Source organism: Pseudomonas palleroniana (genome assembly GCF_022836895.1).
GTDB lineage: Bacteria > Pseudomonadota > Gammaproteobacteria > Pseudomonadales > Pseudomonadaceae > Aquipseudomonas > Aquipseudomonas palleroniana.
Genome location: NZ_CP092411.1, coordinates 4,349,159 through 4,361,185 on the forward strand (window position 1 = coordinate 4,349,159; position 12,027 = coordinate 4,361,185).

General features: G+C 63.0%; 12 protein-coding genes. 3 read left to right on the forward strand and 9 right to left on the reverse strand.

Annotated features, from left to right (window positions below; all coding sequences use genetic code 11):
• Positions 1-5: 5 nt before the first annotated feature.
• A complete protein-coding gene (locus MJP36_RS19650) occupies positions 6-1,004 on the forward strand; it encodes an NAD(P)H-quinone oxidoreductase (protein WP_244383818.1) in 999 nt (332 codons plus the stop codon).
• On the opposite strand, the gene MJP36_RS19655 is transcribed toward MJP36_RS19650, so the two are convergent.
• On the reverse strand, positions 1,005-2,129 hold the full coding sequence (locus MJP36_RS19655) for an alkene reductase (RefSeq protein WP_198763508.1): 1,125 nt from the start codon (positions 2,127-2,129) through the stop codon (positions 1,005-1,007).
• An 80-nt stretch (positions 2,130-2,209) separates the two neighbouring features.
• Complete coding sequence (locus MJP36_RS19660; RefSeq protein WP_244383819.1) at positions 2,210-2,887, reverse strand: type 1 glutamine amidotransferase domain-containing protein; 678 nt, start codon at positions 2,885-2,887, stop codon at positions 2,210-2,212.
• A gap of 157 nt (positions 2,888-3,044) precedes the next feature.
• Here MJP36_RS19660 and MJP36_RS19665 point away from each other — a divergent pair, with 157 nt between their 5' ends.
• On the forward strand, positions 3,045-4,001 hold the full coding sequence (locus tag MJP36_RS19665; protein ID WP_244383820.1) for a GlxA family transcriptional regulator: 957 nt from the start codon (positions 3,045-3,047) through the stop codon (positions 3,999-4,001).
• A gap of 31 nt (positions 4,002-4,032) precedes the next feature.
• Here the strand turns inward: MJP36_RS19665 and MJP36_RS19670 are convergent, their stop codons facing one another.
• Positions 4,033-4,539, reverse strand: coding sequence for a GNAT family N-acetyltransferase (locus MJP36_RS19670; protein WP_060755402.1), 507 nt, complete (start codon positions 4,537-4,539; stop codon positions 4,033-4,035).
• 374 nt (positions 4,540-4,913) lie between these two features.
• Here MJP36_RS19670 and MJP36_RS19675 point away from each other — a divergent pair, with 374 nt between their 5' ends.
• On the forward strand, positions 4,914-5,786 hold the full coding sequence (locus tag MJP36_RS19675; RefSeq protein WP_090371838.1) for an undecaprenyl-diphosphate phosphatase: 873 nt from the start codon (positions 4,914-4,916) through the stop codon (positions 5,784-5,786).
• On the opposite strand, the gene MJP36_RS19680 is transcribed toward MJP36_RS19675, so the two are convergent.
• The 6 genes from MJP36_RS19680 to MJP36_RS19705 all read right to left on the reverse strand — a co-directional run bounded on the left by MJP36_RS19680 (position 5,764) and on the right by MJP36_RS19705 (position 11,953).
• Positions 5,764-6,744 carry a Dyp-type peroxidase gene (locus MJP36_RS19680; RefSeq protein ID WP_060755404.1) on the reverse strand — a complete coding sequence of 327 codons (981 nt, stop codon included), beginning with the start codon at positions 6,742-6,744 and terminating at the stop codon, positions 5,764-5,766. The two genes, MJP36_RS19675 and MJP36_RS19680, sit on opposite strands and share 23 nt — an antisense overlap.
• Before the next feature lie 64 nt (positions 6,745-6,808).
• Positions 6,809-7,636, reverse strand: a complete 828-nt coding sequence (gene yghU / locus MJP36_RS19685; RefSeq protein WP_104993330.1) for a glutathione-dependent disulfide-bond oxidoreductase — start codon at positions 7,634-7,636, stop codon at positions 6,809-6,811.
• A 44-nt stretch (positions 7,637-7,680) separates the two neighbouring features.
• A complete protein-coding gene (locus MJP36_RS19690) occupies positions 7,681-8,781 on the reverse strand; it encodes an agmatine deiminase family protein (protein ID WP_244383821.1) in 1,101 nt (366 codons plus the stop codon).
• A 168-nt stretch (positions 8,782-8,949) separates the two neighbouring features.
• The gene (locus MJP36_RS19695) at positions 8,950-10,029 is read right to left on the reverse strand and encodes an extracellular solute-binding protein (protein ID WP_244383822.1); all 1,080 of its coding nucleotides are present in this window, start codon (positions 10,027-10,029) and stop codon (positions 8,950-8,952) included.
• Positions 10,026-10,907 carry an N-carbamoylputrescine amidase gene (gene aguB / locus MJP36_RS19700; RefSeq protein WP_244383823.1) on the reverse strand — a complete coding sequence of 294 codons (882 nt, stop codon included), beginning with the start codon at positions 10,905-10,907 and terminating at the stop codon, positions 10,026-10,028. Before aguB ends, MJP36_RS19695 begins: the two co-directional genes overlap by 4 nt.
• Positions 10,904-11,953 carry an agmatine deiminase family protein gene (locus tag MJP36_RS19705; RefSeq protein ID WP_244383824.1) on the reverse strand — a complete coding sequence of 350 codons (1,050 nt, stop codon included), beginning with the start codon at positions 11,951-11,953 and terminating at the stop codon, positions 10,904-10,906. The genes aguB and MJP36_RS19705 overlap by 4 nt, the downstream gene beginning before the upstream one ends.
• Positions 11,954-12,027: the final 74 nt, after the last annotated feature.

A 12,027-nucleotide genomic window follows, 5' to 3' on the forward strand; every position in this document is an offset into this window, starting at 1 on the left:
GCACGATGTCCCTGCCTCAAGACATGACGTTGATTGAAATCACCAGCCCTGGCGCCCCCGAGGTGCTCAAGCCACGTTCGGCAGCGGTGCCCGCCCCGGCCGCCGGCGAAATCCTGATCCGCGTGCATGCCGCCGGGGTCAACCGCCCCGACGCCCTGCAACGCGCCGGCAAGTACCCGATGAAACCTGGCATGAGCCCGATTCCTGGGCTTGAAGTGGCGGGTGAGGTGGTGGCGCTGGGCGACGGCGTGACGACCTACGCCCTGGGCGACAAGGTGTGCGCGCTGACCAATGGCGGCGGCTATGCGCAATATTGCAGCGTGCCTGCCAGCCAGGCGTTGCCGGTCCCCGACGGCATGGACTGGATTCATGCCGCCGCCATCCCGGAAACCTTCTTCACGGTGTGGGCCAACCTGTTCGGTCTGGGCGGTGCGCACAAGGGCCAGCGTGCCTTGATCCACGGCGGCACCAGCGGCATCGGCACCACCGCGTTGATGCTGTGTCGCGAATTCGGCATCCAGGCCTTTGCCACCGCCGGCAGCGCCGACAAATGCGCCGCCATCACCCAGCTGGGAGCCGAGGCGATCAATTATCGCGAGCAGGATTTCGCTCAGGTCATCGCCGAAAAAACCGGCGGCCAAGGGGTGAATGTGGTGCTCGACATCATGGGCGCCTCTTACCTCAACAACAACCTCAAGGCCCTGGCGATGGACGGCCGCCTGGTGATGCTGGGCTTCCTCGGGGGCGGCAAGGCCAATGACGTCGACCTGCTGACCATCCTGGCCAAGCGCGCCAACATCACCGGCTCGCTGCTGCGCCCGCGCACCCGCGAAGAGAAAGCCGCGATTGCCGAGCAGTTGCGCGAACACGTCTGGCCGGCGCTGTCAGCGGGACGTTGTGTGCCGATGATCGACCAGGTGTTCGATTACACCGAGGCCGCCCAAGCCCATGCGCGGATGGAAGGTGGCGACCATATTGGCAAGATCGTGTTGCGGGTCGCCTGACTATTCGGCGTAGGCCGGGTAATCGGTGTACCCCGCCTGCGTCCCGCCATACAAGCCTTCAGCCCGCAGCGGATTCAGCGGCCAGCCGTTGAAGATCCGCTGCGGCAGGTCCGGGTTGGCAATGAACGGACGTCCGAACGCGATCAGGTCCGCCAGGCCCGCTTCGACCAGCCGTGCACCGCGTTCAGCGGTGTAGCGGCCGGCGTAAATGATGCGGCCGCTGAAGGTGCTGCGCACGGCTTCACGGAAGGTGTCGGGCAGGTCCGGCGCGTTGTCCCAATCCGCCTCGGCGATTGATACATAGGCAACCCCCGACGCCTCCAGCACCTTGATCGCTTCGATGTAGGTGTGATGCGGATCGTCTTCCACCAGGCCGATATACACCCGCTCCTGCTGCGTGCCGCTGAACAGCGGCGAGAAACGCACACCGAGGCGCTGCGGCCCGACCACGGCACTCACGGCCTCGACGATTTCCCGCAGGAAACGCAAGCGATTGTGCAGCGAGCCACCGTACTCGTCGTCACGCTGGTTGGCATGGGCGGAGATAAACTGATTGACCAGGTAACCATTGGCGGCGTGGATCTCCACCCCATCGAAGCCCGCATCCAGGGCATTGCGGGCGGCCTGGGCGTAATGCCCCACCAATTCCTCGATTTCCAACACGCTCAACGCGCGTGGTACGGGCGGTTGCACCAGCTCCCCCGTGCCCGGCCCGGTGGCAATAAAGGCTTTCGCTTGTTGGGCAGCGAGGGCGGACGGCGCAACCGGAGCGGCGCCATCCGGTTGCAGCGCGTTATGCGAGACGCGGCCGACGTGCCACAACTGCGCAAAGATCACCGCGCCTTCGGCATGGACCGCGTCGGTGACGGTGCGCCAGCCGTCGATCTGCGCCGGGGTGTAGATACCCGGCGTCCACGCATAGCCCTGGCCTCGGGGCTCGATCTGCGTGCCTTCGCTGATCATGAAACCGGCGCTGGCGCGCTGGCGGTAATACTCGGCCATCAGCGCGGTGGCGATGTCGCCGGGTTGTGCGCTGCGTTGGCGCGTCAAGGGGGGCAGCACGATGCGGTTGTTCAAGGTGTGGTTGCCCAACTTGATCGGAGCATTTAAAACACTGTGGATCATCAGCAAGATTCCAGATTCAGCACGAACGAAAGCCTTGGCGACCCTTGAGGGTCGCCAATTCAATAGAGAGGTTGAGTGAGTTAAGCGGTGAGTTTCAGCAGGGCCTTGGCCGCATCACTGGAGCTGGCCGGGTTCTGCCCGGTGACCAGCAAACCGTCCTGGAGCACAAAAGACTGCCAGTCGGCGCCTTTTTCATAGTGGCCGCCGAGGGCCTTGAAATCATCTTCAACCAGAAACGGCACCACGTCGGTCAGGCCCACGGCCGCCTCTTCCGAATTGGAGAAGCCGGTCACTCGGCGGCCCTTGACCAGCGGCTCGCCGTTCACCGCCTTGACGTGGCGCAGCGCGCCCGGCGCGTGGCAGACAAAACCGATGGGCTTGCCGGCGCGTTCGAACGACTCGATCAGTGCGATGGACGTCGGCGACTCAGCCAGATCCCACAGCGGGCCATGGCCGCCGGGGTAGAACACCGTGTCGAAGTCTGCGGCCTTGACCGTCTCCAGGCGTAGGGTGCTGGCCAGGGCTTGTTGCGCTGCCGGGTCCGCCGCAAAACGTCGCGTCTGCTCGGTTTGCGCACCCGGTTGATCGCTCACCGGGTCCAGCGGCGGCTGGCCACCGGCCGGGGATGCCAGTACCACCTCGGCACCGGCGTCTTTGAATACGTAATAGGGTGCAGCAAACTCTTCAAGCCAGAAGCCGGTTTTCTTGCCGGTATCGCCAAGCTGGTCGTGAGAGGTCAGTACCATCAATACTTTCATCGTTCAGTGCCTCGGGATGTCTGTGGGTTGAAGCTTATGAGCCGGGTGGTTGCCGCACAACGTCATATCCGCAAGGTTTTCGGACATGCCACAGTGGCAGTTGCCGTTTGCCCGCCATCCACCGACAATCCCTCGCCCCTGCCCCTGGAGAAACACGATGCATAGCGTCGCGCTGCTGGTTTACCCGAACTTCCAATCCCTGAGCCTCAGCCTGGCCTCGGTGTTCGAGTGTGCAAACCTGCTCCAGGGCGAGCCGGTCTATGAGTTCCATCTGGTGTCGGAGCATGGCGGTGCCGTGATGACGTCCCAGGGCTTTTCGGTCAATACCACGCCGATGCGGCCGCAGGGCTATGACACGTTGATCGTCAGCGGTTATCTGGAGTTCCAATTACCCGAGGCCAACTTGCCGGCCCTGGTCAAGAGCGCCTCCGCGCAGTCGCGACGGATCGCTTCGCTGTGCATGGGCATCTTCGTGCTGGCCGAAGCCGGGCTGCTCGACGACAAGCGCGCCGCCACCCACTGGATTCACGCCCCGGCCTTCCGTAAGCGCTACCCCCACATCCACCTGGAAGAAGACAAGCTGTTTGTCGTCGATGGTCAAGTGTGGACCGGCGCCGGCATGAGTGCCGGTGTGGACCTGGCGCTGGCCATGGTCGAGAACGACCTGGGCAGCGACCTGGCCCGGCGTATCGCACGCAAATTGGTGATCGCCCAGCGCCGTGGCAGCGAGCAGTCGCAATTGTCGGCACTGCTGGAACTGGACCCCAAGTCCGACCGCGTGCAACTGGCCCTGGCCTATGCCCGCGAGAACCTGACCCATGACTTGTCGGTGGAGGCCCTGGCCGACGTGGCGCGGCTCAGCCCACGCCAGTTCAGCCGGGTGTTTCGTGAAGAAACCGGGCAAACCCCGGCCAAGGCCATCGAGTCCCTGCGGGTGGAGGCGGCCCGGGCCTTGATGGAAACCAGCCGTCACCCGGTCGAAGTGGTGGCCCGCGAAACCGGCTTCGGGGATCGCGAGCGCATGCGCCAGGCGTTCCTGCGCGCGTTCGGGCAACCGCCGCAGGCCATGCAGCAGCTGCTGTTCGCGACACACGCGGGCAGCACCCGCGCCTGATCGCCGGGCGTCTCGACGCTCAACCCTGCTGTCAGTGCAGCGCTGCCCGTGTGATCAGGTAACTCACCAACTGCGGTTCATCGTCCAGCTCGAGGGTTTGCACCGGGCGCGGCAGGTTATCCAGCACATTGCGCCAGAACGCCTGGGCCACTTCGTCCTGGTCATAGAAACGCAGCAGCCAATTGGCCTCGCCGCTGCACAGCACCTGGGTGGCGATGGCGCGGCCGATGCCTTTGCGGCGATAGCGCTTGAGGATGAACAGGTCGGCCAGTTCCAGGGCGTCGATGCCCGGCAACTCGCTGCCTTCGATCAGCAGGAAGCCGGCGATGTAGCCATCGACCAACAACAGGTTGGCGCTCCACTGCGGGTCTTGCCAGTAACGGGCCAGATGTTCGTCGTGGATGTAGAAACGGCCGTCCGCTTCGACATCTTCCTGCTCCCAGTCCGAGGACTCGTAGGCGTAGTACTGGTAGAGATTGCGGATCAGCTCGGCTTCGTCGGGGCCGGTCTGGATCAGTTCGACGGTGGTTTCAGGCATGGGGCTCTCAGTGAAAAAACACAGGGCGCCATTGTTCACAAAACCCGCAGGCAGGCCAATACATTGTCCAACCTTTCTGTTGGCTGAACCGATTGCGTATTTATCCTGCCCCGGCCAAAATCCTGAAACATTTAGAATAAACTTTGCCAATTACCCTAATGCCTGTCAGTTAAGCGATAGAGCAGACGATGGATAACCTGTGGGAGGGGGCTTGCTCCCGATGGCCTGCGTAGCAGGCCCATTTTTGAGGCCGCTGCGCGGCCTATCGGGAGCAAGTCGAATCGTCGCACCGCCCCTCCCACAATGACCGCGTTAAGCCTTAACTGACTGGCATTAGCCAATTACGCCGCCCTTTTTATTCAAGGACACCTATTTTGACGAACGTTTGTACCGCTGGCCTTGACGTAGGTTTTGCCTCACTGGACTACCTGCAGATCTTCATCCTGGGCGTGATCCAGGGCATTACCGAACTCTTGCCGGTGTCGTCCACCGCCCACATGCGTGTGGTGCCGGCACTGCTCGGCTGGCAAGACCCCGGCTCGGCGTTTTCCGCTGCGATGCAGTTGGCGGCCCTGGCGGCGGTGGTCAGTTACTTCTGGCGCGATGTGCGCCAGGTCACCACCGGCAGCATCAGCGCGGTGCGCCGCGGTGACTACAACGACCGCTGGTTCAAGTTGGCCGTGGCGATTGTGCTGGCAACCATTCCGATCGGCATCGCCGGCCTGGCGCTGTCTTCCACGCTGAACGCCTGCAACTCGCCGTTGCGTGGCTTGATGGTGATCGGCATTTCCTGCGTGGTCATGGCCGTGTTGCTGGCGGTGGCCGAGGTGCGGGCTCGCCATACCCGGGAAGTGAGCGAAATGCGCCTGCGTGACGCCTTGATCGTGGGTATTGCGCAGATCGGCGCGTTGATCCCAGGCGTATCGCGTTCGGGCTCGACCCTGACCGCCGCGCTGTTTCTCAACTTCAAGCGTGAAGAAGCCGCACGCTTTTCCTTCCTGCTGGGCCTGCCGGCCATTGCGCTGGCCGGTTTGAAGGAACTGTGGGTGCTGCTGCACGCCGAGATGCCGGCCCATGCCTGGTCGCACTTGCTCTTCGGGCTGGTGGTTGCCAGCGTATCGGCGTTCTTTGCGATCTGGGGCCTGATGAAGTTCCTGGAGCGGTTCTCCACCTGGCCGTTCGTGATCTACCGCGCGCTGTTGGGGGTTTTCCTGATTGTGGCGGTCAGCACGGGGTTGTTGGGCTAAGACCGGGTTCGCGGTCGGCCAGCTCCTCGAGCAGGTCGGCCGACGGCACAAAAAACAGGCTCCCGGTGACGGCCGTGCTGAAGTCCAGCAAGCGGTCATAGTTGCCGACCGGACGGCCGACGAACATGTTTTCCAGCATCTGCTCCAGCGGCTGCGGCGAACGCGCATAGCCGATGAAGTAGGTGCCGAACTCCCCGGCGCCGGGGCGCCCGAAAGGCATGTTGTCGCGCAGGATTTTCACTTCTTCGCCGTTTTCGTCGGTGATCACTGTCAACGCGCTGTGGGAGTTGGTCGGCTTGGTCTCGTCATCCAGCTCAATGTCCGCCAACTTGGTGCGCCCGATCACCTTTTCCTGGGCTTCCACCGTCAGGCCGTTCCAGGCCGTCATGTTGTGCAGGTATTTCTGCACCAGCACGTAGCTGCCACCGCTGAAACCCGGGTCTTCGTCGCCGACGAGGGCGAACGCCTCCGCTTTGCGCCCCACCGGGTTCTCGGTGCCGTCGACAAACCCGATGATGCTGCGCATATCGAAGTAACGGAAACCCTGGACCTCATCCACGACTTTCACGCTGTCGCCCAAGGCCGCCATCAACTGGGTGGCCAGCTCGAAGCACAGGTCCATCTGATCGGCGCGGATGTGCAGGAGAATATCCCCTGGCGTGGCCACCGCCTTGCGCCCTTCTACACCGAACTCGCGAAACGGATGCAATGCCGCCGGGCGCGGCGCGCCGAACAGTCGGTCCCACGCCTGGGAGCCAAACCCGCACACACAGGTAAGGTTGCCCGAGGGTACGCGCTTGCCCACCGAACGCACCAGGCCGGCGATATCGGCGCACCAGGCGCGCACGCTGTCGACGTTACCGGGTGCGAGGGTGGCGACCATGAAAATCGCGCTGCTGGTGATCGGGTGGCAAACAGACTGCGGCTCCAGGGGCGGCCGTACCGGACAGGTTTTCATGATGAGGTTCCACAGGCTAAAGGAGGTTTGAATTCGCGCAGATTAGCAGTTCATATCCGACAGATCAGTCCAGATCACTCGCCGCATGCCGTTCAAGTACACCCTCATCGGCCGAAGTCCGGTTCACCCGCCGTCCGCGCTGCACCGCCGGCCGTGCCTCGATCGCCTCGGCCCAGCGCAGCACATGCTTGTACTCATGCACCGACAAAAACTGCGCCGCGCCATATAGACGCCCTTTCACCAACCCGCCGTACCAGGGCCAGATCGCAATATCGGCAATGGTGTACTCATCCCCGGCAATGTATTGGCTCACCGCCAAACGCTGGTCCAATACATCGAGCTGCCGCTTGGTCTCCATGGCAAACCGGTTAATGGGGTATTCCATCTTGCTCGGCGCATACGCATAAAAATGCCCAAAACCACCGCCCAGATAGGGTGCGCTGCCCATCTGCCAGAACAACCACGACAAACACTCGGCATGCGCGGCCGGCTCGGTCGGCAAGAACGCGCCAAACTTCTGCGCCAGGTACTGCAGGATCGCCCCCGACTCAAACACCCGAATCGGCGTATCGCCACTGTGGTCCATCAAGGCCGGGATCTTGGAGTTCGGGTTGACCGCCACAAAGCCGCTGCCGAACTGATCGCCGTCGCCGATCTTGATCAGCCAGGCGTCGTATTCCGCGCCTGTGTGCCCCAGGGCCAACAGTTCTTCGAGCAGGATGGTGACCTTCTGCCCGTTCGGCGTGGCCAGGGAATACAGCTGCAACGGGTGCTTGCCGACCGGCAGCGCTTTCTCGTGAGTCGCGCCGGCAATCGGCCGGTTGATACTGGCGAAGGTGCCACCACTTTCGCTGTCCCAGGTCCATACTTCAGGCGGTACGTAATCGGTCATGCTGAGTGCTCCAGAGGCGCTTTCGATCAACGAAGCGCTCCAGACTAAACCAAAGGTTGATGGTTGGTCACGCAGTGGATGCCACCCCCGCCCGCCGCGATCGCATCGATATTGAGCTGCATCACGGTGCGCTTCGGATACAGCCGCGACAACAGCTCCAAGGCCCTGCGATCCGCTACCGGGTCGCCAAATTCAGGCGCGATCACCGCGCCATTGATCACGAAATAATTGATGTAGCCGGCGGCGAAGTCGGCGTTGCCTCGGCTGAATTTGCTTTTGCGCGGATTCAGCGGCGGCGACACGGTGTGTACCTGCAACGGGCGGCCATCGGCGTCGGTGGCGCTGTTGAGAATTGCCAGGTGCGCCAGGGTGACCTTGTGATCGTAGGACTCAGGGTCGGTGTCGAGGTTGGCGAGCACCACGCCGGGCGACACGAAGCGTGCATAGAAGTCGACGTGAGCGTCGGTGATGTCCTTGCCCTTGATGCCCGGCAACCAGATGATCTTGCGCAGGCCCAGGCGCTCCTTGAGTTCGGCTTCGACGTCAGCCTTGCTCCAATCGGGGTTACGGTTACGATTGATCCAACTGCTCTCGGTCATGATTGCAGTGCCCAGGCCATCCACCTCGATCCCACCACCCTCACCCACCAGCTCGCTGCGGATATGGCGGGCAGCGGTGACTTCGGCAACCTGCCCGGCCAGCATGGCGTCTTCGGCGTGCTGTTGCTTGTTGCCCCAGCCGTTGAAGTTGAAGTCCACCGCGCCCTGGCCACCCGCACCGTCGACGACGAAATTGGCACCGGTGTCGCGCATCCAGATATCGTCCAACTCGGTTTCCACAAAGGTGATGTTGCGCGTGCCACAGTGCTGCTCGGCCAGCCCGCGCTCGTCTTCACGGCAAAACACCGTGACCGGCTCGTACACGGCAATCGCCCGGGCAATACGGCCCAGCGCCGCTTGCACGTCGGCGGTGAAGTCTTCCCAGATCGCATCCTGGGCGCCAAAGGCGATAAACGCCTGGCGATGCGTTTCACCCTCGTCGGGCATATAGAACTGGCCCTTTACGGCGGCGCGTACATAAGGGGTGAGCAACGTCATGGCGCAGACCACACTGGCTTGTTTGAGGAAGTTTCGACGGGTTGGCATATCAGTCTCTGAGTACGGCATTGAATTAACGGGCTTTGTAGTGAGCGGGCTTGCCCCGCGCTGGGGGGCGCAGCCGCCCTAAACCCAGGCACCTCGGTCTTTCTGAAACACCGTGGCGTCCTTGATATTGGGGCGGCTTCGCCACCCAGCGCAGGGCAAGCCCGCTCACTACAAGGGAGTTGTTTTGAATTTAGTCCATATGCGCATCCGGGCGCGCATGTCGGCCTGGGGGATGTCCTTGCCGGCAATCAGCCGTTCAAAGGTGGGCGCATCCGGGTAGAGGTCGGGGTTGTCGCGCATGCGCGCCTCCACCGCCGGCCGCGCCTTGGCGTTGGCCGTGGGGTAGCCGGTGAAGTTGCTGATGGCGGCCATGTTCTCGGGGCGCATCACGAAATTGATGAACGCGTAGGCATATTCCGGGTGTTTCGCGTCGACGGGAATGGCCATCGTGTCCATCCACACCGTGGTGCCCTCGCGGGGGATGTGATAACCGAAAGTCACCGGTTTGCCGGCAGCATCGGCGGCACGCTGGGCCTGGGTCATGTCGCCGCTGTAGCCAAGGGACAGGCACAGGTCGCCGTTGACCAGGTCGGTCACCGGCTGCGACTGGAACTTGCGGATGTACGGCCGCAGTTTCAGCAGCAGCGCGCTGGCGGCGGCCAGGTCCTCGCGCTTGGCGCTGCGCGGGTCGCGGCCGAGGTAGTTGAGCACCACCGCCAGCACTTCGTCCGGCGAGTCGATCAGCGAAATGCCGCAGTCGGCGAATTTGGCCGCCAGCTCCGGCTTGAACAGCAGGTCAAGACTGTTGACCGGCGCATTCGCCAAGCGCTGTTCGATCTTCTGCGCGTTATAGGTCAGGCCGATGGTGCCCCAGGTGTAGGGCACCGTGGCTTTGTTCGAGGTGACGTAGCGGCTGCGCAGCTGTTGCAAACCCGGCTCGATATCGTTCAGCGCAGTGAGCCTGGCGGGTTCCAGCGGCTGCAGGCTGCCGGCGCGCATCAGGCGCTCGGCCACCGTGTCGCCCGGGAAGATCAGGTCGTAACCGCTGCCGCCGGCCATCAACTTGGCTTCCAGGGTCTCGCTGCCGTCCATGACGTCGTAGATCACCTGGATACCGGTTTCAGCGGTGAATCGGGACAAGGTGTCGGCCGCGAAGTAATCGGCCCAGTTGTACAGCTTCAGGGTTTTGTCGTCGGCCGAGGCGCAGGCGGCGCTGAGCATCAGTGTACCTATCAGCAGTCGTTTCATGATGGGCGACCGTCCAGCGTCAGCAGTGCGCCGTACATGTCCGGGCGGCGATCACGGAAGATGCCCCATGTCAGGCGCTCTTCGCGCATCGCCGCAAGGTCCAGGCTGTGGACCCATACCCCCGTCGAGTCGCGGTCAGCCTCGGCCAACAATGCGCCTTTATGGTCACAGATAAACGAGGAACCGTAGAAGTCCATTTGCAGCGCGCTATCGGTGGTTGCGACTTCGCGGCCGACACGGTTGGCCGCCACCACCGGCAGCAGGTTCGCCGCCGCGTGGCCGCGCATGGTCATCTGCCAATGGTCGCGGGAATCGAGCGTCGCGCAGCCGGGTTCCGAGCCAATGGCAGTGGGAAACAGCAGCACTTCGGCGCCCTGCAAAGCCAGGCAGCGTGCCGTCTCGGGAAACCACTGGTCCCAGCAGATGCCGATGCCCAGGCGCCCGAATGCGCTGTCCCAGACGCGAAAACCTGTGTCGCCGGGGCTGAAATACTCCTTCTCCTGATAGCCGATGGCGTTGGGGATATGGGTCTTGCGGTACACCCCCAGCAGTTGCCCATCGGCGTCGGCCACGCTCAGAGAGTTGAAGAAGGCATTGCCGGCTTTTTCAAACCAGCTCAGCGGCAGCACCACCCCCAACTCCCTGGCCAAGGCGGCGAAGCGTTTAAGCACCTGGCTGTGCGCGTACTCCTCGGCCAGCGCCAAGTGCCTGGGGTGCTGCTCGATACAGAAGTAAGGCGTGGCGAACAGTTCCTGCAACAAAATCACCTGGGCGCCCTGGGCTGCGGCAGCGCGCACCCACTGCTCGGCGCGATCAAGGTTACCGGGCAAATCCCAGGTGCACGGCATTTGCGTCGTCGCGATCGTCAGCAGGCTCATCGCATGGCTCCTGCAGGCTGTTGCTGGGTGATGCAATGCACGCCGCCGCCGCCATGGGCCAGCTGGTTGATCTGCACCGGGACGATTTCCCGACCAGGGAACGCCTGGGCCAGCACCTCGGCGGCAGCCTGGTCGGCGGCAACGCCATAGGCCGGCATGATGATCGCGCCATTGGCGATATAGAAGTTGGTGTAAGAGGCACAGAACACCTCGGCCTCGCTATCGACGGCCTCGCTCGCTTCGTACAACTCAAGCATTTCAAAGCGGCGTCCGTTGGCGTCCGTGGCCAACTCCAGGGCGCGACGATTTTCGCGCACCACCTCGGCGTAGACCGAACCTTGGTCGTGGGTCGCATCCACCAACAGCACACCGGGGCGCGCGAAGGCACACACGCCATCGACGTGGCCATCGGTCATGTCGCCGGTGACGTAATCCGGGTCACCGGGCAACCAGAGGGTTTTGCGAATGCCCAACAGGCGCTCGAAGATGTCCTCGATATCGGCCTTGGTCATGCCGGGGTTGCGGTTGGGGTTGAGCAGCACCGACTCGGTGGTGATCAAGGTGCCCTCACCGTCGACATGGATTGCCCCGCCCTCATTGCTCAAAGGCGTGCCGAAGCACTCCAGGCCCAGGTGATTGAGCACCCGTCGTGCCAGGCTTTCGTCCAAGTCATGCGCCGACTTGCCGCCCCAGGCATTGAAGCGCCAACTCACCCCGGCCAAGCCCTGTTGCGGGTGGCAGATGAAGGTCGGGCCGGAGTCGCGACACCAACTGTCGTTGACCGCCTGCGCAATCAGCTCGACCCCTGGCCCGCACAGCGCTCGCGCACGGGCCAGGGCCGACGGGTCCACGATCATCTTCACCGGTTCGAACCGTGCGATGGCATTGGCCACCCTGGCGAAGTCCTCCTGCACCCCGGGCAAGGTGACGCCCCAGGTGGTTTCCCAGAGCGATTGGTTATGGGGCCAGACCATCCAGGTCGCCGCATGTCGGGTCCACTCCGCGGGCATCCACCACCCCCTGCTTAAATGTTCATTGCGCTGCATGACAAGTACCTTTGAGTTAAGTCATTGTGTTCAGTGAAAACTGCCCACGGAGTGCTGGCATGCATGCTACGTTG

What these genes read in the sequence shown, in the direction of transcription:
- MJP36_RS19650 (WP_244383818.1), top strand. Translation starts at nt 6, where the DNA reads ATGTCCCTGCCTCAAGACATGACGTTGATTGAAATCACCAGCCCTGGC.
- MJP36_RS19655 (WP_198763508.1), bottom strand. Translation starts at nt 2,129, where the DNA reads ATGATCCACAGTGTTTTAAATGCTCCGATCAAGTTGGGCAACCACACC.
- MJP36_RS19660 (WP_244383819.1), bottom strand. Translation starts at nt 2,887, where the DNA reads ATGAAAGTATTGATGGTACTGACCTCTCACGACCAGCTTGGCGATACC.
- MJP36_RS19665 (WP_244383820.1), top strand. Translation starts at nt 3,045, where the DNA reads ATGCATAGCGTCGCGCTGCTGGTTTACCCGAACTTCCAATCCCTGAGC.
- MJP36_RS19670 (WP_060755402.1), bottom strand. Translation starts at nt 4,539, where the DNA reads ATGCCTGAAACCACCGTCGAACTGATCCAGACCGGCCCCGACGAAGCC.
- MJP36_RS19680 (WP_060755404.1), bottom strand. Translation starts at nt 6,744, where the DNA reads ATGAAAACCTGTCCGGTACGGCCGCCCCTGGAGCCGCAGTCTGTTTGC.
- yghU (WP_104993330.1), bottom strand. Translation starts at nt 7,636, where the DNA reads ATGACCGATTACGTACCGCCTGAAGTATGGACCTGGGACAGCGAAAGT.
- MJP36_RS19690 (WP_244383821.1), bottom strand. Translation starts at nt 8,781, where the DNA reads ATGCCAACCCGTCGAAACTTCCTCAAACAAGCCAGTGTGGTCTGCGCC.
- MJP36_RS19695 (WP_244383822.1), bottom strand. Translation starts at nt 10,029, where the DNA reads ATGAAACGACTGCTGATAGGTACACTGATGCTCAGCGCCGCCTGCGCC.
- aguB (WP_244383823.1), bottom strand. Translation starts at nt 10,907, where the DNA reads ATGAGCCTGCTGACGATCGCGACGACGCAAATGCCGTGCACCTGGGAT.
- MJP36_RS19705 (WP_244383824.1), bottom strand. Translation starts at nt 11,953, where the DNA reads ATGCAGCGCAATGAACATTTAAGCAGGGGGTGGTGGATGCCCGCGGAG.